General features: G+C 37.9%; 19 protein-coding genes and 4 pseudogenes. 6 read left to right on the forward strand and 17 right to left on the reverse strand.

The genetic code is table 11. The annotated features are described in order from the left end of the window. Positions 1-277 precede the first annotated feature (277 nt). Genes MUN87_RS12100 through MUN87_RS12115 form a run of 4 tightly spaced genes read right to left on the reverse strand, consistent with a single transcriptional unit; the run spans position 278 to position 5755 of the window. On the reverse strand, positions 278-2632 hold the full coding sequence (locus MUN87_RS12100) for a glycoside hydrolase family 2 TIM barrel-domain containing protein (RefSeq protein ID WP_244740448.1): 2355 nt from the start codon (positions 2630-2632) through the stop codon (positions 278-280). 25 nt (positions 2633-2657) lie between these two features. After that, entirely contained in the window at positions 2658-3539 is an 882-nt protein-coding gene (locus MUN87_RS12105) for a carbohydrate ABC transporter permease (protein WP_244740450.1), read from the reverse strand. 16 nt (positions 3540-3555) lie between these two features. Then, on the reverse strand, positions 3556-4425 hold the full coding sequence (locus MUN87_RS12110) for a carbohydrate ABC transporter permease (RefSeq protein ID WP_244740452.1): 870 nt from the start codon (positions 4423-4425) through the stop codon (positions 3556-3558). A gap of 34 nt (positions 4426-4459) precedes the next feature. Continuing rightward, the gene (locus MUN87_RS12115) at positions 4460-5755 is read right to left on the reverse strand and encodes an ABC transporter substrate-binding protein (RefSeq protein WP_244740454.1); all 1296 of its coding nucleotides are present in this window, start codon (positions 5753-5755) and stop codon (positions 4460-4462) included. A gap of 140 nt (positions 5756-5895) precedes the next feature. Here MUN87_RS12115 and MUN87_RS12120 point away from each other — a divergent pair, with 140 nt between their 5' ends. The 3 genes from MUN87_RS12120 to MUN87_RS12130 are packed head-to-tail and all read left to right on the forward strand — an operon-like array spanning position 5896 to position 9318. Next, positions 5896-7638 (forward strand): sensor histidine kinase, encoded by a 1743-nt coding sequence (locus tag MUN87_RS12120; protein WP_244740456.1) that lies wholly within the window; start codon positions 5896-5898, stop codon positions 7636-7638. A 39-nt stretch (positions 7639-7677) separates the two neighbouring features. Continuing rightward, positions 7678-8676, forward strand: coding sequence for a response regulator (locus MUN87_RS12125; protein WP_244740458.1), 999 nt, complete (start codon positions 7678-7680; stop codon positions 8674-8676). A 15-nt stretch (positions 8677-8691) separates the two neighbouring features. Then, positions 8692-9318, forward strand: coding sequence for a YesL family protein (locus tag MUN87_RS12130; RefSeq protein ID WP_244740459.1), 627 nt, complete (start codon positions 8692-8694; stop codon positions 9316-9318). Positions 9319-9481: 163 nt separating this feature from the next. On the opposite strand, the gene MUN87_RS12135 is transcribed toward MUN87_RS12130, so the two are convergent. From MUN87_RS12135 to MUN87_RS12170, 8 genes and pseudogenes are all read right to left on the reverse strand, one after another. Continuing rightward, entirely contained in the window at positions 9482-9706 is a 225-nt protein-coding gene (locus MUN87_RS12135; RefSeq protein ID WP_439649628.1) for a DapH/DapD/GlmU-related protein, read from the reverse strand. Positions 9707-10024: 318 nt separating this feature from the next. Next, entirely contained in the window at positions 10025-10660 is a 636-nt protein-coding gene (locus MUN87_RS12140) for a pentapeptide repeat-containing protein (RefSeq protein ID WP_244740461.1), read from the reverse strand. A gap of 213 nt (positions 10661-10873) precedes the next feature. Then, positions 10874-11824, reverse strand: a complete 951-nt coding sequence (locus MUN87_RS12145) for an SDR family oxidoreductase (protein ID WP_244740463.1) — start codon at positions 11822-11824, stop codon at positions 10874-10876. A gap of 324 nt (positions 11825-12148) precedes the next feature. Beyond that, the gene (locus MUN87_RS12150) at positions 12149-12670 is read right to left on the reverse strand and encodes a TetR/AcrR family transcriptional regulator (protein ID WP_244740464.1); all 522 of its coding nucleotides are present in this window, start codon (positions 12668-12670) and stop codon (positions 12149-12151) included. 340 nt (positions 12671-13010) lie between these two features. After that, positions 13011-13256, reverse strand: a pseudogene (locus MUN87_RS12155) (VOC family protein); the annotation flags it as partial. Positions 13257-13352: 96 nt separating this feature from the next. Further along, entirely contained in the window at positions 13353-13511 is a 159-nt protein-coding gene (locus MUN87_RS12160) for a VOC family protein (protein WP_369413924.1), read from the reverse strand. Between the two features lie 174 nt (positions 13512-13685). Then, positions 13686-13841, reverse strand: a complete 156-nt coding sequence (gene sspO, locus MUN87_RS12165) for a small acid-soluble spore protein SspO (RefSeq protein ID WP_244740466.1) — start codon at positions 13839-13841, stop codon at positions 13686-13688. Between the two features lie 106 nt (positions 13842-13947). Then, a complete protein-coding gene (locus tag MUN87_RS12170; RefSeq protein WP_244740468.1) occupies positions 13948-14304 on the reverse strand; it encodes an MmcQ/YjbR family DNA-binding protein in 357 nt (118 codons plus the stop codon). Between the two features lie 307 nt (positions 14305-14611). Here MUN87_RS12170 and MUN87_RS12175 point away from each other — a divergent pair, with 307 nt between their 5' ends. The 3 genes and pseudogenes from MUN87_RS12175 to MUN87_RS12185 all read left to right on the forward strand — a co-directional run bounded on the left by MUN87_RS12175 (position 14612) and on the right by MUN87_RS12185 (position 15921). Continuing rightward, entirely contained in the window at positions 14612-14926 is a 315-nt protein-coding gene (locus tag MUN87_RS12175; RefSeq protein WP_244740470.1) for an ArsR/SmtB family transcription factor, read from the forward strand. An 88-nt stretch (positions 14927-15014) separates the two neighbouring features. Continuing rightward, positions 15015-15445, forward strand: a pseudogene (locus MUN87_RS12180) (DMT family transporter). Positions 15446-15456: 11 nt separating this feature from the next. Further along, positions 15457-15921, forward strand: coding sequence for a DMT family transporter (locus MUN87_RS12185; protein ID WP_244740471.1), 465 nt, complete (start codon positions 15457-15459; stop codon positions 15919-15921). A gap of 32 nt (positions 15922-15953) precedes the next feature. On the opposite strand, the gene MUN87_RS12190 is transcribed toward MUN87_RS12185, so the two are convergent. The 5 genes and pseudogenes from MUN87_RS12190 to MUN87_RS12215 form a co-directional block, all read right to left on the reverse strand. After that, on the reverse strand, positions 15954-16763 hold the full coding sequence (locus tag MUN87_RS12190; RefSeq protein WP_244740473.1) for a CPBP family intramembrane glutamic endopeptidase: 810 nt from the start codon (positions 16761-16763) through the stop codon (positions 15954-15956). 354 nt (positions 16764-17117) lie between these two features. Continuing rightward, positions 17118-17903: a membrane protein insertase YidC gene (gene yidC, locus MUN87_RS12195; protein WP_244740475.1), complete on the reverse strand. Its 786-nt coding sequence runs from the start codon at positions 17901-17903 to the stop codon at positions 17118-17120. Then, a complete protein-coding gene (locus MUN87_RS12200; protein ID WP_244740477.1) occupies positions 17855-18223 on the reverse strand; it encodes a hypothetical protein in 369 nt (122 codons plus the stop codon). The genes yidC and MUN87_RS12200 overlap by 49 nt, the downstream gene beginning before the upstream one ends. A gap of 140 nt (positions 18224-18363) precedes the next feature. After that, positions 18364-19094, reverse strand: a pseudogene (locus tag MUN87_RS12205) (class I SAM-dependent methyltransferase). Between the two features lie 21 nt (positions 19095-19115). Beyond that, positions 19116-20368 (reverse strand): annotated as a pseudogene (locus MUN87_RS12215) (aminopeptidase). Between the last annotated feature and the right edge of the window lie 54 nt (positions 20369-20422).

The following is a 20422-nucleotide window of genomic DNA, read 5'->3' on the forward strand; positions in this document are numbered from 1 at the left end:
ACGCTATTATGCATGTGGTTAAAATGATAATTAAAATTATACTTGCGCTTTTTTATCGAAGAACATATTTAAGTTTGTTTTATCAGTATCATCAGTTGAAGCTTTATGAATAGTATTATTTAATTACTGCATTTTCTTTTTTCGAAAATATGGGAGTGCGATGACATACCAAGTTCCTGTTTTCAATGATATAAATCGCTACCTTACATAAAGGTAGCGATTTTTTGATACGTCATTGTATTTTACAGCAAACTCCTATTATTCAAAAATAAACTCTTCACACACCATTATAAACATACAAATCCTGATGAACCGTTCGTATTTCAGCAATACCTTTGCCTAATCCCTGCGACTTCGCTGTTAGCAGCACAGTCCCTTCCTGCTCCGTACTTTGCACAATCACTCTGCACCTTCCGTGAAAGGTTGCTCTTTTCTTCGCTTTATAAGGCTCCGGACTATCTAAATCACCATTATCTACTCCAATGATAGAGCCTTGCCCTTCCATTTCAAAGCTAATCGTTCGATCCGCGTTCGGAACGAGTACACCATTCTCATCTGTGATCTGCACATCTACTATGGAAATATCCTTACCATCTGCCGTAATTTCCGCACGTAACGGAACTAGTTCAAGCTTCTCGGGAGCACCTGCCGTACAGAGTTCCTGCTCACACACTTTGGTCCCATGATTATAGCCAACTGCCTTGATCTTCCCAGCTTCATACGGCATATACCAAACCATCATTTTATCCGGGAATTCGGATAAATAATGGTATCCCTTTAATTGATCATTCATGTAGATCTCTACCTTTTCACAATTGGTAAACGTCACAAATCTGATCAGCTCATTTTCGTAATGCGGGAATGTCCAATGTGATGCCATTTTCGGCGCATTCCAGTGCATTTTCGTAGAGGGCTCTCTCTTAGCATCATCAAATACAGCAATCTGAACCATAGGCTCATTTGTCCACAAGCTTTGTTGTAAATAGGAAATCGGTTTGCGTACTCCACTCGTATCAATTAAACAAGCGGCCCATCCCTTGCTTGGCCACCTCATGCTTTCACCCAGGTAATCGATACCCGCCCAGATAAATTGGCCAATTACATAATCATTCTCTTCCACGTCAAACCATGGATTAATTGGTTTATAACCTTTGAAAAAGTCCCGATCACCTCTAAAAAAAGGATAGGTTTCACTTCCAATAATGATCACATCTGGTTTGCGATTTTTAATATCCTCGTACCATTGCTCCTGATAATTTAAGCTGGCTACATCCATCAGTTCCACCATACTGATAATCACATCTAGTTTTTCTTCTAAATCTGTTATACCATCCACTTCTCCTGGTGGACGAATAGCACAAGTTATCGGTCTGGTCGGCTCTAGTTCTCGTGTATGTTCAACCAGCATTTCTAACGTTTCAAGTGTGCGCTTAGAACCTTGATCTTCAACTTCATTTCCTACACTCCACATAAAAATAGACGGATGATTACGATCTCTTAGTATCATTGTCTCCAGATCCTTTTGCCACCAATTCTCAAAGATCTTGCCATAACTGCCTGACCACCATTTATCAAACACTTCATCAATAACAAGGAAGCCCATTTCATCACACATGTCTAGCAATTCTATTGCAGGGGGGTTATGACTACACCTAATCGCATTACAGCCCACCTCTTTCAACGTTTCCAATCTGCTTCTTAACAGGTTATCTGGAACAGCAGCACCTACACTGCCGGCATCATGATGTAGATTTACTCCTTTTAACTGAATGGATTCGCCATTTACTTGCATGCCATTTTTATTAGATAATGTAATTTCTCTAATACCAAATGTGGTATCGTATTCATCTACCTGCTGCCCCTCACAGATGATTCTGCTTTTGGCTTTGTATAATTTAGGGGAGTCTGGTGACCATAATTGTGGATCATCTACTTGAAGTGTCTGGTGAATCACCGACTTTGCATGTTCTTTCAAAAAGACCTCTTGTCTATCTTCCACCAGCTCTCTGTCGTGTTCATCCAAAATCACTGTCTCCAGATAAAAAGCTTGATCAGAAGTATGATCATTAACCACCGTTGTTTCGATATTCACATCCGCTCTCTCCGCTGATGTTATATTTGTTGTCACATACGTACCGCAATGATCAACATGTAATAAATTGCACATCATTAACGTTACATGTCTATATATCCCTGAACCTGTATACCATCTACAATTTGGCTGATCTGAGTTATCAACTCTTACCGCAATCACATTCTCTTGGCCATCGATAACATAGGGCGTGATATCATAATAAAAAGGAGTAAATCCATAGGGATGTTTAGCTAGATAATGACCATTACACCACACTTCACTATTTTGATAGACACCATCAAAATAGATGTATACTTTTTTGTTTACATCTGTTGTTTGAAAATACTTTCGGTACCAGCCAATGCCAGTTGGAACGAATCCACCACTTTGTCCACTCTCGTTATCTCTGGCAATATCCCCTTCCACACTCCAATCATGCGGAACGTTTAATCGTCTCCAATTGGCATCATCATAAGATACTTGATATGCATCAGCTGTATCTCCTTTATGAAAAAGCCAATTCTTATCAAAGTCCATGATATTTCTTACAATATCCATAATACTCCCGCCTTTTCTATTAATTTTATCCTTTCAGTCCAGTTGTAGAAATACCTTCGATAAAATATTTTTGGGCAAATAAATAAACGATTACAATTGGAATTAATGAAAGCGTTGTGGCTGCCATAATCAAATGATAATCCGCACCATATAACTGTTGGAAATAACGAATCCCAATTTGTAATGTAAATAAAGACTGTTCACTTAAGTAAATAAGTGGATTGATAAAGTCATTCCAGCTATTTAATAATGTAAAAATAACCAGTGTGCCGAGCGCTGCCTTCGATAAAGGCAATATGATATTCCAAAATATTCGGAACTCTGAACAACCATCTATCCGTGCTGAGTCACTTAATTCATTTGGAATCGTTAGGAAAAACTGTCTTAACAAGAAGACACCGAAAGGGTGAAACAATTTCACAAGAATCAGTGCAGTATGTGTATTCAGTAACCCAAGATCCCTCATCAATACAAACTGAGGAATCATCGTTACTTGATCTGGTATCATCATTGTCGCAATATACAAAAAGAAAATTTTCTCACGTCCCGGGAATTCTAACTTCGCGAATGCATACGCTGCTAGCGCAGAAGTTAACACCGTGCCCAGCGTAGTCAGAACCGCAACCTTCGTTGTATTCCAATAAAACATCGCAAAAGGAACACTGCCCCACACCTTCGGATAATTATCCCAATTCGGATTCTCTGGAATGATGTTCATGCTGTCCTGAAAAATTGTCGCCGCATCCTTCAACGAGCCAGATACCATCCAAACGAAAGGCATGACCATCACCATAGCAACCAGAATGAGCATCACGTACGTAAAAATCGTGAACAATGATTTTTTCATTTTGATATCTTTTGCTTTGGCAGATACCATCTTATTTTCTATTGCGTTCGTTCCTTTCATTTTCTGTCACACCTCCCTAGAAATGTACCCATCGTTTCTGGCTACGGAATTGAATAATCGTAACTATCAAGATAATGATGAACAAAATATAAGACATAGCCGATGCATAACCAAACTCAAAATCCATAAAAGCAGTATTATAGATATGGTAGACTAATACATTTGTAGAGCGACCAGGTCCGCCTTCTGTCATGGCTACAATCGTATCAAATACCTGGAACGAACTAATCATGGCCATGATGGTACAAAAGAAGATAACAGGAGATAGCACAGGAATCGTCACATGAATGAATTGTTTCCATCGATTGGCGCCATCAATGGTCGCTGCTTCATACAAATGATGAGGTATCCCCTGCAAACCGGCAAGCAGAATAATAGCGAAATAGCCAACTCCTTTCCACACTGACACAATGATAATCGCAGGCATAGCCCATAGAGAAGATCCAAGCCAATTAGGCGGATCTTCCACTATGAAAGTCATCAGCTGATTAACCGGACCTTCTCTTGTAAACATCGACGACCAAATAACACCGACAGCTATAGCTGCTGTTACATTCGGAAGGAAGTACAGCACTCGAAAAAAGCCAATGCCATTTATTTTGACATTCATCATCACCGCTAACAGTATCGAGAAAATAATCGTTAATGGAACTGATACTCCCGTGTAATAGAAATTGTTAAGAAGCGAGATTCTGAACGTTTCGTCACTCCATAATTGAATATAATTATCTAATCCCTTAAACGCCATTGGCGACAGTCCATCCCAATTCGTAAAACTCATCACAAAGGATGAAACGATCGGATACAGAACAAATATCGTTAATCCAATCAAGCTCGGCAAAAGGAACATAAACGCAACCAGGTATTTCTTTTTCAATATGCCCATCACTTCACTCCTTTCTTACATGTTGTTGCACAAGCTATTTATCTAACACTTCTGCATCAATCCGTTCCTGTATTGTATTAAATGTTTCATCCAACTCTTTCTCCTTCAACAAATACAGGGAAGCTTCCTCTTTCATAATCTCCATTCCTTCCGTATACAATGGGTCATCCACAGGAACTTGATTTATAATCGAGCGTTCAAAGAAAACTTCCGCATTCTCCGGCTGATCCAGTCGTTCCACAAAGGCCTGTGTGGTAGCATCGGATTGCCAAGCTGGTAACACACCATGACTTGCCATAATTTCGCCGGCTTCTTCTGATGCTAAATAGCTAAGAAATCGCACAGCTTCTTCTGGATGGTCCGTGTTTTTTGAAACCATTGCTACTGCCATTGCTCCTACTGATGTTGGTTCCTCTCCTTCCGTATAAGGAATTGGCGCAACATCATAATTGACCTGATTACCGCCATCTTCCATCGCACTGTTCAGCATTTCGACTAACCACTCACCGTTGAACAGCATTGCGTAATTCCCTTGAAGGAATCGACCAGTATAGTCCTTACCGGCTTCGCCAACCAGTTCACTGTATGGTTCTTGTGTTTGATCTTCATATGCTAGGTCATAATTGTACTTAGCTGCTTCTTTAAATTTCGCCAAGTCTTCTGGATCATTTGGATTAATATGACCCGATGTATTGGCCGGAATTCTCCACCAGGTTGAGGATGGTTCATAATTTAACGAGCCCCACACTTTACCATTTTCCCCTTCGTAAGTCAGCTTCTTCGCCATCTCTCTATACGTTTCCCACGTCCAGGTCTCATCAGGATAATCTACCCCTGCCTCATCAAAGATATCTTTGTTATAATATAAGGCCCATGCACCCGAACGATATGGCAGACTGTATAAGCCGTCATCGATCTTCACTTGCTCTATTAAACTGGAAATGTTATCTAACGCTTCGGTATCCACATATTCGCTGATTTCAAGCAATTGCCCCTTGCTTTGATACGTAGACATTGCACCAGCAGTAGCAAGTGCGAATACATCCATCCCCTCGCCAGAAGACATATTCACTAATAATTTCTGTTCATATTCATTCGTCGGTACAAATGTAGCATTAATTTTTATATCTGGGTTCTCTTCCTCGAATTTCGCGATAACCTCTGTCATATAGTTCTCTTCATCAAACCAATCAAAATAGTTTAACGTGACAACATCTGAGCTCTCCTCACCATTATCCGCTGATCCATTTGAGTCGGTATTACTGCAACCAATGAGTAAAAATAAGAATAATCCAGCAATCAGAACGATAAAACCTTTTTTTCTATTCATTACAATTTCCTCCCCTTCATAATCCTACTGAAAGTTGAAGCGTTTACATTTATAGTGTATCTAACAAGATCTCAGATAAAAAGAAGGTAATAATTCAGAAGGGGTAGTATTTCTACAGATATTTGAGAGGAAGTATTAAAGTGATACAAAAAAAGCGGTACACTATAAAAAAGAAAATGATCTTAACATTTATACCTTTAACCATTATTGCCTTACTCATCATTTCAGCATCTGCTTTTGTTCTTTACAGCAAATCACTCCAGAACTCCTATGAAAGACTAGTAAATGAAACACTTAAACAAGTAAACCTGCATTTGGATACGTATTTAAATGATATCATTCATTTGACAGAGAGTCCTTACTATAATGATAGTATCTTAAACGTTCTAGAGAATGACGGAAATTTGTCACCAATCGAACAGAATACCATCATGGATGAAGAATTATATACGATCCTTACTACACTAAGAGAGGATATTCAAGGCGTCTATTTCTACAGGAATGACGGTACCACCTTTTCCAAATCACGTTACAGAGTTACCATTGACTCTAATAAAGACTATTTAAATAGTGACTGGTACCACCATATTATGAAACTAAGAAAGTCAGAATTTTTCATTAATGAATTAAATAGAGATGGCGTCAATAACAGGCCTTCCCGGGCATTTTCCGTTGCAAAAGGGATCAATCTATTTGATGAGCCAAGTATGGCAGCTATGGTCATTGACATTAATTTCAGCGGACTCGAAAGTTTAGTTAATACCGTCGATATCGGTCAAAAATCCAATATCCTAATCGTTGACGAAAATAATAACCTAATTATGAGCAAGAATCAACAATATCTGCAGGCAATGGATGAGATCAACTTTCATAATCCTTCCGTACAGCAACTGGAATTAGATAATGACTCGATGATATCCGCTTATTCAACGTCTGATATCTCAGGCTGGAAGATCATTGCTGTCGTTTCCAAACAAGAAATATTCTCTGAATTAAATACAATCCAACGACTGATTTTAATTATCTCCATAGTAACGATCATACTCATTACCGGTGCTTGTATCTTTGTGTCCCACCGCATTACACAGCCATTGTCTCATTTAAAGAGGCTCATGAAGGAAGTAAAAAAAGGCAATTATAGTATCGCCATGACAGACATACGGAATGACGAGATTGGTGATGTAGCAAGTACTTTTAATGATATGCAATCCCATATGGACGAGTTAATTAACCAAGTATTAGAGGGCAGATATAAACAGAAAGAAGCAGAGTTAAACAACCTCAAATACCAAATCCGCCCCCACTTTCTTTATAATACGCTAGAGTCTATCCGTGCACTGGCTGAAATAAAGGGGAATTTGGAAATTGTGGATATGAGTTCGTCACTTGGGGCATTTCTTCGTTATAGTATCAAACAAGGTCATGATTTTGTTTTCCTAAAAGATGAGTTCAACCAAGTGAATAATTATATCAACATTCAACAGCGACGATTCGGCAATCTAGATATTCGCTATAACCTGGAACCTTTTATTCTAAACAGCAGAACAATTCCGCTCATTTTACAACCTTTAGTTGAAAACGCTATCCAACACGGATTGGAGGAGAAGCTGTATGACAGAATCATTACAATAGAGGGTACATTCAGGAACCATGACCTTATCATTAAAGTAATAGATAACGGAAAAGGCATGGAGGCATCACTTGTTAAACAAATCAACGATGCTTTAGCCGAAAACAATTATAACCATAAGCAATTAGGTATCGGCTTAAATAACGTGGATTCTCGTATTAAAATGACTTACGGAAACCAATATGGACTACGGATTGAAAGTGAATGGCATAAGGGCACTACCATGATTGTTACCATTCCATATATGCCTTGAATACTAGCAAAGAGAATGAACAGGAAAGGAAGATTAAGTATGGCTCATGTCCTAATTGTTGATGATGAAAAATTAATCAGGGAAGGTATTCACGCTATGTTAAACAGATTACTGCCGGGACACCAATGTTTATTAGCAGATAACGGAAAAACTGCGTTAGATGTCGTCGAGTCTCAAAAAATTGATCTGATCATTTCTGACATCAAGATGCCTGTCATGGACGGCATGGATTTTGCCAGGGAACTAGTAAGCAAAAACTATCAAATACCTTTTATTTTCCTGACAGGATTAGAGGAATTTACATTAGTACAACAAGCCATAAAATATCGCGCAATCGACTATATCCTTAAGCCGATAAATGGAGAAGAATTAAAGACAATTGTTCATTCATGCCTGGATTTCTCTGTTTATCTCGAGGGCAAAGAAATCCCCGAAACAACTAGAAGCTCATTTGAACAATTTGAATTCCGAATTCATAATTCGCTTGAAGCACTCGATAAACAAGCGATTGAGACATTAATCTTAGAAATATATGAAGAGATGGAAGATAAGCGTATCTTATGCCATGAACTCCAGCGAATTATCAATTCATTTGCAATTAAGAGAAATATATCAGGCGTTGATTATCTATTTCAGAATCAACCAGTAAATGCCATGCAGGCTGTGCAGATTACCCATCAGCTAATGGATACTTTACAGGCCAATACCAAAGAGGAAACGATAATAGATATCGCCAAGCGTTATATTAAGGATAACCTTCATAAACCACCAACGCTCGTGGAGGTCTCTGATGCTGTACACCTTAACCCAAACTATTTCAGTGATTATTTTAAAGAGAAAACCGGTGAAGCCTTTAGTAAATATGTATCCCGATTACGCATGGAAAAAGCAAAAGCATTATTGAAAGATACACGTATTAAAATTAAAGATGTTGCCCAGCAATGTGGTTATCATGATGCGCAAAACTTTCGTGACAAATTCAAACAGGTTATTGGGGTAAGCCCTAACCAATATCGAAAGACGCAAAAACTTAGGTAGAAAGGGTGCAGTATTGTGAACATATTAGAGAGCAAAGTATATAAGATAATAGAATTAGTCATCAATATTATCATACTAAATGGGCTTTGGTTGTTATGTTCGATTCCCATTATTACGATAGGTCCGGCCACTCATGCTATGTATCAAGTATTACTTCATTATGTAGAGAACAAGGAAACAAGCGTCGCAAGACCCTATTTCAGTTACTTTAAGAAATCTTTTAAGTCAAGCCTATTTGTTGGGCTTGTTCTGTCATTTCTTGCCTTTGCATTGATTGTAAACTTTATGGTTATCGCAGGAACCGAAAACGTTCTATTTCTAACTGGTTTTTCCTTGCTTGGCTTGTTACTATTTGCCATGATGACATTTGTTTTTCCCATACAGATTACACATCACGTAAAGAGGATGACATTATTTAGAAATGCTTTGTTTTATGCTCTAGGGTTCCTTCCTTATTCTGTTTTGAACCTTTGTATTGTTGCTGGAGTGGCGGTGTTATTTTTCATCCATCCTGCTACTATATTTGTAAGCTGCTGTATCGGGGCTTATTTTGTTCTTTTGTCTTGCAGGAGAGCTTTTATGGGTGTTGAGGATAGGAAGAAAGCAGAGCAAGGGCATCTCGCTGCTATTAGAAGGAGTTAGTATGTTCTCTTATTAGTAAGAAAACCTAATCCCTTCATCATTTTATTGAGGGATTAGGGTGTTGAGCTCAACGTGTACCCGTTATTCACGCTTTTCAAGATAACTATGTTTGCCATTATTCCTTGGCATTTACTAAAAACACGCCTTTAAGACCTGTTCAAATTTAATATAAATCCTCTTCCTCAATTTTCATGTCTTTATAATAGTACTTCATGTCGTTCTCGTTAATTTCCCGCATTACCCTGCAAGGGCTTCCTATTGTGATTACGTTATCTGGAATATCCTTGGTTACGAAACTGCCAGCACCGATTACTGTATTCGCCCCAATACGCACCCCAGGTAAGATAAAGGCACCTGCACCAATCCAAACATTTTCTTCAATTACCACTATTTATTTCTACAACGATTACAAAAAAACAGTATGATTTGCGCTTCCGTACAACATCATACTGTTTTTTTGCAGGATGGTCTCCTAAGCAACTGACAGATCACTGACGTTTTTTCGTCTTCTTATTGTTCGCTCTTTACCTATCGTTATCACCTCCACGCTGATAAGTCTGACATAATCATCGCGATTTATGCCTGGTTATCAGCGCTTTCGTCGTGAGAGGGAATTCTGACATTGCTGGTAAAACAGCATATATAAGACTTTGCACAAAACCACTTAAAATCAATGTACGAAGTTAAAGGGGATTAAACGATATTACTACTGTTTAATTTTCAGACCTAATAACGCTGCAAATTGGATCGCTTGAGACGTTGATACTGTACATCCATTTAAGTTTTCTATAGAAACAATTAAAGAATCAAAATTGGATGAGCTGATATCAATTCCTTTTAATGGTGTATCTTCAAAGCTCGCGCCATTAAGATTGCATGTAAGAAATTCTACTTTTTTAAGCTTACAGTCAAAAAAGTCGGCGCTTTCTAACGCAGCCCCATCAAAAATCACCTTTTCAAGTTTTGAGTCCCCGAACGCAACCATATTAAGAATGGATTCTTTAAATCTTGTATTTCCGATATAAGACTCTGTCAGGTTGCTACCTAACAACTTACAATTACGAAACTCAACTCGATTCATGGAGGCATTCCCCAAATCAGCATTAGATAAATCACAATTCTCAAAAACCACATCGGTAAGGTCAATTCGTTTAAAATCCGTATTTGTGAAATTACAATTCCTAATCACGGTTTTATATAGTCGCACTCGATCCAGTGCTTCGTTGGCAAAATCTGAATCGGTAACCATACACATTTCAAATTCTGGATCTTCTTCGTAAAAAAGATCTGTAAATCTTCTATCCTTCAGCTCTTCAGGTATCTTGGGTGTGTCAATCTTCATTGTAAACCCACCTACTTTCAAAGTTATTTAATTCACTTCGAGATACAAACACAAATGAACAAACGTTTCGTGTAATGATATCCTTGATATGTATACTAAATTGGTTAATCGGAATATTGGATGGCCCTCTGAATAGACAATTGTCGATACAGAGGGTTTTACTCCCTATCTATAGGATAACCTTCATTCTGAAGATAGTACAGTACAGCTCAATTAATCTTCACGCATCAATCGTGTTAATGTTTCTTCGAGTCCTTTTTTAAAAGATGTTGTTGGAATGGGTCCGATTCGTTTTTCATATTTTTCGCCACTCAGAATAAACCCTTCTTTAGTGAGGTACATAATTTCAACAATTTCTCTCATAAATACATCGAACAAGCCAATGAAGCGAATAGCACTTTTAGTCAGTGGAATGATAGGCTTTCGACTTCCTGTTACTTGACGAGCAATTTTGATAATTTCGTTACCAGAAATCAATGCTGTGCCTGGTATATTCCAATTCTCCCCATAAGAATCGTCTTCCACAGCTATATTTACAATCATTCTAGCTGCATCTGGCAAATAGACGTATTCCCGAGGTGTTTTCAGGTTTCCAATAAAAATCGAAATTTTATTGGCTGCCATTCCTTCTAGAGTAGGCTGCAAATAAGAATTTTGTGAAGTAGGACCATAATAATCCGGTAACCGGACAATTAATGCTTTCGCTCTGTTCCATTTGGGACTGAATATCAACTGCTCGAATTCCACTCTTATTCTACCTTTTTTGGTATGTGGCTGGTGCGGATGACTTTCATCTCCCTTTGCGACCTGATGTCCATACACATAAATTCCATCTACAATAACGATCTTCTTCCCTAGAGTATTTGCTGCTTTCATCACACTTTCTCCAAGTAGCAGGAGTTTATCCTTCATCTCTTGGTACTTTACATTCGCACATTGAAAAATGACTTCTGCGTCTTCAGCCGCTTTAATAATTGTCTGATAATCGAATATATCCCCCAGTTTATACGTTAATCTGGGATTATGATCATGTTCCGCCATCAGTGTATTCAATTTACTTTGGGATCGGCCGAAAGCAATAACTTCTATTCCTCTATCCAATAATTCTGAAACAATAACCTGTCCTGTCCCGCCAGTTGCTCCTAATACAATCGCTGATTTCATTTCCAACACTCCTTTAGTTAGTGATCAATCAATAACAAAAATAATAAAAATTAATGTATCTTAATCCCAACATGTGAACAATACGACCACAATAGCTATAACCCCTAATAACATGGAAAATGGGGAAATAGAATTCTCCTTACTATTTTTATTCATCTGTAACACCTCCCATTTAAATTTAGTCCCACCAACTAATGATACAAACCACAATTATGCCAATTGTAACGTAGTCCACCTTGGCTAATCTCATATTTTAACCTCCTTTCATTATTTAGTGATTGATCAATAAATAATGATCAAAAAAATAAATAATCAACAACTCGATTATTTATTTTTTTGATCATCAATCAGCTCAGGGAGATCTATAAAATACGAAATATTACATAATATCCCTCTTGCTAGAAATGTAGTAACTTCCCTTTCCACATTCTCGATCCCTGCTGCTTTAAATCGATCAACGGTATAGCTTTGGATACTCGACAATCCTTTTTTCGTTGCACTACGGACAGCGTTTTCTGTTACAGATATTCCTATTACCTGTAATGCGATTTCATTAGGATATAATGCAGAAAGCTCTTCATATGCTGCAATCATCTCTTCAACAAGTTGTTCAGGAGCAGCATCCACATTTTTAAAAGTTTGAAGAATCCTTTCAAATGCTCGCTCTAAAGCTGCAATAAACAATTCTTCCTTTGTTTTAAAAAATCGAAAGACATATGGCTGTGATATGCCTGCTTTTTCTGCAATGTGTGCGGTAGTTGTATTGTAGTAACCTCTTTTTGCAAATACTTCTAATCCAGCTTCAAGAATCTCTTCTTTGCGATTTTCCTTACTAGACCTAGCCATGACGGACACCCACTTATTTATTTATTGATCAATAACATTATAACCAATTCCATAAAACAGGTCAAATAACGTGTGATAGTATAGATAAATCTGGATAAGAAAAAGCATAAAAGAGAACCTCTGAAGTAGAGAAAAGACTGGAAATCCTTCATCAATACAGAAATACAGTTTCTGTTTTTTTCCTGATTGACATCTATACTCACACCCTATTTTTTAAATTCTGTTCCTATCTTCTATATCTTATCATGAAACAACCTCCGCTCCTTTGAAAAAACAGGCAGCACAACGCCGAGATTCTGCTAGTCCCTTACTCCTTACATTCCCCTGTCAACGCATTCATTTACAGATGAACCAAAATATTAATAAGCCTTCCAAACGGATCTCTAACGAAAAACCGCCGTACACCCCATGGTTCCTCTGCTGGTCCATATTCAATCGGAATTCCCGCATTTTCGATGCGTTCGAGTGCATGGTCAAGATCATCCACTTCTATAGACAAATCAGGTACCGGTGTCCCCGATCCACCTTCAGAAAGGAAATTAATTTGCGTCTCCATTTTCTCATGTGATCCGTAGGTTGCAATAAAGTGAGACTTCAATCAGTGGGGGTTTTGACCCCCACTGATTGCTAGCGAAACTTATCAGGAAGTTATCGTCCGTTTATCCCCCACTTAGCTTCTTAGTTATCTCTCTAATCTTGAAGTGGGGGTATTACGGACGGTTAGCGCTGTGATAAAATCAAGATTCATTAATAGATCAAGTCCGAGCACCTCGCCATAGAAATACTTAGCCTTGGAGATATCCCTTGCTTCGACATTGGCTACGATTCGTTTGACTTTCATTCTTCTCCTCCCTCCTGTTACTAATCATTTCTACAACCATGACAAATAGTCCTTCTTTTCTTTGGATTTTAACATGCTCCTTTTACGATGAAAAGGGATTCTAGGTTTCCGGCAAAAAAATAGCATGATTTGCACTGTTCTCACCTTCAGTACAAATCATACTTTATGTTTTCATTACTGACGTTTTTTCGTCTTCTTGTTGTTCGCTCTTTCAGCTGGAGTCAGTGGTTCATTGGCAAATTCATGATCAAAATTCCTGGACATATCTTTTCGGACAGCCTGTTCATCACTCGCAGCAGTTTCTCGCCTTTTTTTGCGCTCTTTACCCATCCTTATCACCTCCACGCTGATAGTCTGGCTCAATCAACGTGATTTATGCTCGACGAATCATGCCTTCCGAGAGTATGACTATTATGACTTGACGAACCATCTATTACTACTTCGTCAAATCATAACTCTGTTCCATCAAGTTATACATATCTCCCTCTGGATCCGTACGATGCAACACTACGGAGATCCAGTTTTCTTTATTCATATGGTATCCAGGTAAAATATTATCTTCATTTCTTAAACTGGCACTGATTTCAGGAGGGCATTTCAGATTTATAATATCAATTTCCTCCGTGCCTTCCAGTCCCACTTTTTCAGGGAGAACATTCATGATCAGAGCGTACCATTTTTTACTAGAGGCATGTCTTAAGGCGGCGTAGGTTGGGAATTTTTGAAATGGATAATCAGGTGAGGTACCGTATTTTTCTTGGGCGTGTTGGAAGATCTCATTTCTTGTGATCATATGGATAGTTCCTCCTTTGTATTTTGTAAAAAAGACCTTTGAAGCCTTTTTCTTATTTTAACCTAATCACTTTCAATGATAGTAAAAGCATAATCTTTTTTCCGGAAATTTGTCCATTTATAGAAAAAAGACTGTCAGTTTCATCCTTCTTATAGAAAAGCCTGTATAATTGAAAACCAACGACTTTTGGGTGGTAAAAAAGTTTATTCAACAAAGCGGATACCATTAGTTAACGTACATTTTTTCACTTCATACATTTTCACACAAAACGGTTGACATATCGTAAAATCTCGATATAATGATAGCCATGGAACCGATTGATGTATTTAAGGCGTTATCAAATGAAACTCGACTTAACATTCTAAAATGGTTAAAGGAACCCGAGAAGCATTTCCCTAAACAAGGCGCTCATCTACCAAAAGGGGTAAGTATCAAAGGAGGAGTATGTGTAGGCGATATTCAGGAAAAAGCTAAAGCTTCTCAATCTACGGTTTCCCAATACCTTAATATGATGCAGAATGCAGGTCTACTGGAATCTGTCCGTTATGGTCAATGGACTTATTATAGACGAAACGAAGAAACCCTTTCTCAGTTAGTTGAATATTTTAAAACAGAAATCTAAATTGATTGTTGATTTCTGTTTTTTTAACACATTATTATATCGGTTATTCTAGATATTTAAATATCATAATGTAGGAGGTTGTTATTTCATGCGTTACTTGGCATATATTTTAGCGGTGTTAGCAGGAACAGCACTTAGCTTCGAAAGCGCAATATACGGTCAACTTGGGGAAACAATAGGAGAGCTAGAAACCAGTTTTTATAACTTCTTTATGGGCACTCTCATCATGGGATTGTTATGGTTATTCTTTGGTAAAGGGAGAAGCTTTCCTATGCGGTGGAAGCACCAAAATGGTCACTACTTGGAGGAATCTTAGGAGTCATCTATTTAACAGCTATCGTTATCAGTGTACCTTTTGTAGGTGTTGGTATAACGATGGTTACAGTAATTATCGGCCAATTGATTATGAGTATGGTTATTGAACACTATGGTTGGCTTGGTAGTACACAAACCAAAATTAATAAAGAAAAAGTATTTGCAATTATTTCCATGGCAATTGCCCTTATACTAATTAATTAGGAGGTCTACTAATGGATATATTAATGATTTTTTTCACCTTATTAGGTGGTATCACATTAAGTGCACAATCATCCGTCCACGGAACCTTCAGCCGCAAAGCTGGAACAATTGAAACGACATTTTTAACCATGCTAACTGGGTTAGTGTTTCTGACAATTATTATTATATTTTTCGGTAAAGGTGATGTACTTGGGGTCCTTTCGGCACCATCATGGCAGTTAAGCGCTGCATTTTTAGGTACGGGGTTCTTACTTCTCTCTGTCATAGCTGTTCCAAAAATTGGCGTCATAGCGACCAATGTTGCAGTTATTAGCGGACAGCTGTCGATTAGTATGATTATTGATCACTTTGGCTGGTTTGATAGTTTAGTAATACCTTTAGACTGGAAGCGGCTTGTTGCACTACTATTTATGATTATTGCTGTTTATTTTATCTACAAAGGAAATAAACGATCTATCGCAGAAAGCTATTCTTAGATAGGCGCCCGATAGTTGAAGAAAAACACCTTTTAATGAAAAGGTATTTTTCTTCTCCAATCGTGGTTTGCATAAATAAAGGACAGTACAGTCGCTCCGACAACACTTGGCAGCAAAATAAAGGAGAAAAATTGAAGTGTGAACATCCCCGCCACGTCAAAATGTCCATGAATCGGTCCTAATATTTGCGTTGCTGTCATAATTGCAGCATGGAATCCAATTGATGTCCACATACTTCCCGATATCGCCCTAAACACACCTAGAATAATTGCAAAACCAGGGATAAATTGAAGCTGTTCAACAGAATATATCGCCCCTATAAAATAGGCAAATAACGAGAACAACAATGCTTGTAAAAGGATGGTGCCCCAATGAGGGAATAACGCATTTAAATAACGATAAATATATCCCCTAAAAATAAGTTCTTCGGGCAAGGCTTCTATAAAAAATACAGTTATAAATAAAATCAACATACTTAACAATAGGTAACTCAAATCTGTATAAACTTTTAATTCCACCCACCCGAGCATTAAACAAATATATATACCAATAGCTGCAGGAATTGTCCAGAGAAAAAAGCCAAAGAGAAAGGAAAGAATATTCTTTTTTACAGTTGCTTGCCCAAGCTGGTTCCATGAAGTGTTGTCAATTTTAAGTGCAACTTGTAAAAGAATTATGGTTAAAACAGTTGTGATTAGAGCTATTACGAAGTGGCTAAGAGAACTATATTCTTGACTGATAAACGTGTCACTAAGGTAGGTTATAAAATTCCAAATGATAATAGCAGAAGCCAACACTGCAGCAATCCTTATGATTATGTCTTTCATTTTATAATTTTTCATCCCATTCACTTTCCTCACCGCTCTCACTCTTTAGATTTTAATTTCCTACTAAGCCATTCTCCTTTTACACCCCCTCCTCGTTAGTTTAAGCACCCTTTCTTCACAATGAGGAGGATATCTTCAGATGAACTAAACCTTGTCGCAATAGGGATTCGAGATAAGAAAACGTATGTCGATGAATTATTAAAAGGTTCACACGGCATCTCACATGAAATGAATCCAAATGATGGAGGTGAGGGACAGGCTCTCATGTAAGTTTATGTACTTGGGACCGTTCCTCAGTATTAACAATTCTTTAAAAAAATCTCTCCTCATTCACATTAGCGTGTCTAAGAAGAGATTACTGGTTAACAGTTACGTTGTTAAGATGTATTTTTTAGTAATGACGGTTTGTACAATCATAAACAGACCGCCTATTGTCCAATATAAAGGAAGTGCTGCTGGCATAACAAATGACATCATCCCGATCATAATCGGTGATACATACAGCATCAGCGACATCGGGCCTTTATTCGTTTGATTACTACCAATCAAACCCACACGTCCTTGAAGATAATAAGTTAGTACAGCAATCAGAGCGATTAATATATTAACTTCTCCCAAATTAAACCATAAAAACGAATGTTCGGCAATTTCAGGTGTCCGGCGAATCGCATAATAAAAGCCAATTAAAAACGGCATTTGAATAAGCATCGGAAAACATCCTGCCATCGATTTTATTGGGTTAACATTATATTTCTTATAAAGCTCACTTAATTCCTTCTGCATTTTCAATTGTTTATCGCTATCCTGTTTGTCTTTATATTTTTCTTGAATTGCGTCCATCTCGGGCTTTATTATTTTCATCATTTCTTGCGTTTCTTGGCCCTGTTTTTGCTGTTTCACCATAAATGGCAGTATAACCAGTCTTAAAGCGATGGTAATAACAATAATGGATAAACCGTAACTTCCGCTGAGTTCCTCCGCAATCCATTTAATTAATAAAGAAAATGGATAAACCATATATTCATTAAAAAAACCTGGGGTTGATGCATCGATATCTGTATAGTCCCCACTACAACCCGTAACTAATAAAACACTTATAATTAATACTATAAATCTATATTTTCGTAAGGCTGTAAGTATGTTTTTTTGTTCCATCTTTCTCCTCCTCTTATTTTAAACTCACTTTTAAAATAAGAGGAGAAACTGTCTTCTTTATCATCTTTTTCGTCTATTCTTTTAAAGGCAATGATTAACCAATTGACAAAAGAATGATTAATGATCAATGGCCTCTCTATCATTCCAAGATTGACCTTTGTCGTTTCGTACTTATCACCAATCAAATGTTTACTTTCCATGAAATGATTACTGTAAAGCTGGTTAACTAAAATGACTACAAATGTAATCATAGCTAGCCCTAAATACAGATAAAAGAAAGTGGTATCAAAAAAGATACTTTGTATTATCTCAAAAAACATACTTACTCACCTCCTTGACATGTAACGTTATTGTAATAAGTAATTCTTATTATTGATTATAGCAAATGAACCATACAAATTATACTAATATGACAAATTGCTACAAACAACTGCGTCCTATAACAGAAGATTGACTTTCGTTATTTGCTTGCTGCTATCAGTAAAAACATCGGTCTTCTATTTTCATCCTCCATTTGAGGATCATTTTTTACCATTCCATCAGAAGGAAATGATTCTTTCACTGTACCAATAATGAAGCCGGAGTCAATTAAGTCATTCATATATGTTGCAATCGTACGATGGTATTTTAAAACATTTTCATTTAGAAATAATGCATCACGAACTCCTTCTTTTTGATAATGATCCACTGGCCAATGCAGACGATTATTGTGTTCGTCATAGTACCAATCTTGTTCTTTCCGTGACGTAAAAATGGGATGCTCAACAGAAAAAACAAAGCTCCCCCAGGCCTTAAAGAATGATAAACTTTTTCACAAATGGACTTAAATGACTCTATATAGTGAAAAGCAAGCGAGCTGATTACTACATCATATTGGGATTCTGGAAAAGCAAAGTCCTCGATAGGTGCTTTGACGTATGAAATGAAGGAATCACTTGTTATTTCCTGGGCTCTTTGTATCATATTTTCGGATATATCTACACCTACGACAGAACTCGCTTGCTGTTCACGTGCGTATCGACAATGCCAACCAAAACCACAACCTAAATCAAGTACCTCTTTACCTTTTAATTTCGGCAGTAGTTCTTTTAATATATGCCATTCTCCAGCGCCTTCAAGTCCTTTAACAGAACGTGGCATTTGTTCATACGCAGAGAAGAAAGCTGGATTATCATATTTATTCTGTTTCACTGTTCATGCATCTCCTCTTCATTAGAATAGGAATTCACCATTTTCCATTAACAGGACTTTCGTCCCACCTTCTTTGATACCTACTACGTTCATATCTTCGGTGCCAAAAGTCACATTGACTAACAGGAGGGAAGTATTGAGTCCTGCTTCCATCAACTCTTTTACCGACAGGTCGCTGCCATGTTGAAGGTTGGAAGGAGAGGCGTTTCCGATCCCAATATGGCAGGCCGTATTTTCATCAAATAAGGTGTTGTAAAAGAGCGTATCCGTCTGAGAAAGAGGGGAATCGTTGGAGACCAAAGCAATTTCACCTAGATAATGTGAACCTTCGTCTGTTTCGATGAGACTTTGTAACGCTTCTTGCCCTGTGGCGGCATCATAATCAGTAATCCGTCCCTCTTTAAAGGTTAAGTAAAAATCATCGATAACACTTCCCCATAGATTAGCGGTTTAGTGGCAACTAATTTGCCATTCACCTTATTTTTATGGGGAGCAGAAAATATTTCTTCCGTGGGAATGTTCGGAAAGAATGGTATTCCCATTTTGTCTGTAACACCCCCGCCGATATAGCAGTGATTCTTAGGCATGCCGATTAATAAATCCGTTCCTCGGCTATTTGTAAAATGCAGGGCTTCAAACTGGCTGTCGTTTAGAAACTTTTTCCGGGACTCGAAGGCTCTGTCATGAGCTTCCCAGTCTTTTATAGGATTTTCTCCGTCTGCCCGCGCTCCACGTAAAATTAATTGCCATAATGCTTGCAGCGCTTCTTCTTTACTTAAATCAGGAAATACGTTGGTTGCCCATGCGAAATACGGAACAGCTAGAAGACACCAGCGTACCTCGTGAGATCTAATCTTTGCATGATGAACCTTCAATTTGCTGCGGGAAGCCTTTTGAAATCGGCTTATCCGTTCTGTGGAAACATCCTTAAAGACATCTAAATTCTCAGAAATAATATGGATGTAAGCAGCACCCTCATCGTCCCACTCCTTAAAGCGAGCATTCTGCCAGTCAGGAACGTGATCGATGGCCTCCTCTGCTGCATGCAAATAAAATTCTTTGGTAGACTGTTCATCTGTCCAATCGATAACTACATTGGAGGCCCCCGCCTCATAGGCTGCCGTTTGAACGAGACGGGCAAACATTACATTTTTTATATCACTATGGATAATCACTAATTGATTCTTTTGCACATTGACACCAGCTCGTACAGCAAGTTCTGCATACTTTTTCAATTGTTCTTCGCTAACAAGTTCATCTATTTCTTTCATCATTACACATTTAACTCCTAACTTTATCCGGCCCTTGGCAACTTCGTCTGATTCTGT

Source organism: Gracilibacillus salinarum (assembly GCF_022919575.1).
GTDB classification, from domain to species: Bacteria; Bacillota; Bacilli; order Bacillales; family Amphibacillaceae; genus Gracilibacillus; species Gracilibacillus salinarum.

Bases quoted from the DNA above. Each gene is read 5' to 3' on its own strand.
- MUN87_RS12100 (WP_244740448.1), bottom strand. From the start codon at position 2,632: ATGGATATTGTAAGAAATATCATGGACTTTGATAAGAATTGGCTTTTT.
- MUN87_RS12105 (WP_244740450.1), bottom strand. From the start codon at position 3,539: ATGAAAGGAACGAACGCAATAGAAAATAAGATGGTATCTGCCAAAGCA.
- MUN87_RS12110 (WP_244740452.1), bottom strand. From the start codon at position 4,425: ATGGGCATATTGAAAAAGAAATACCTGGTTGCGTTTATGTTCCTTTTG.
- MUN87_RS12115 (WP_244740454.1), bottom strand. From the start codon at position 5,755: ATGAATAGAAAAAAAGGTTTTATCGTTCTGATTGCTGGATTATTCTTA.
- MUN87_RS12125 (WP_244740458.1), top strand. From the start codon at position 7,678: ATGGCTCATGTCCTAATTGTTGATGATGAAAAATTAATCAGGGAAGGT.
- MUN87_RS12140 (WP_244740461.1), bottom strand. From the start codon at position 10,660: ATGAAGATTGACACACCCAAGATACCTGAAGAGCTGAAGGATAGAAGA.
- MUN87_RS12145 (WP_244740463.1), bottom strand. From the start codon at position 11,824: ATGAAATCAGCGATTGTATTAGGAGCAACTGGCGGGACAGGACAGGTT.
- MUN87_RS12150 (WP_244740464.1), bottom strand. From the start codon at position 12,670: ATGGCTAGGTCTAGTAAGGAAAATCGCAAAGAAGAGATTCTTGAAGCT.
- MUN87_RS12160 (WP_369413924.1), bottom strand. From the start codon at position 13,511: ATGAAAGTCAAACGAATCGTAGCCAATGTCGAAGCAAGGGATATCTCC.
- sspO (WP_244740466.1), bottom strand. From the start codon at position 13,841: ATGGGTAAAGAGCGCAAAAAAAGGCGAGAAACTGCTGCGAGTGATGAA.
- MUN87_RS12170 (WP_244740468.1), bottom strand. From the start codon at position 14,304: ATGATCACAAGAAATGAGATCTTCCAACACGCCCAAGAAAAATACGGT.
- MUN87_RS12175 (WP_244740470.1), top strand. From the start codon at position 14,612: ATGGAACCGATTGATGTATTTAAGGCGTTATCAAATGAAACTCGACTT.
- MUN87_RS12185 (WP_244740471.1), top strand. From the start codon at position 15,457: ATGGATATATTAATGATTTTTTTCACCTTATTAGGTGGTATCACATTA.
- MUN87_RS12190 (WP_244740473.1), bottom strand. From the start codon at position 16,763: ATGAAAAATTATAAAATGAAAGACATAATCATAAGGATTGCTGCAGTG.
- yidC (WP_244740475.1), bottom strand. From the start codon at position 17,903: ATGGAACAAAAAAACATACTTACAGCCTTACGAAAATATAGATTTATA.
- MUN87_RS12200 (WP_244740477.1), bottom strand. From the start codon at position 18,223: ATGTTTTTTGAGATAATACAAAGTATCTTTTTTGATACCACTTTCTTT.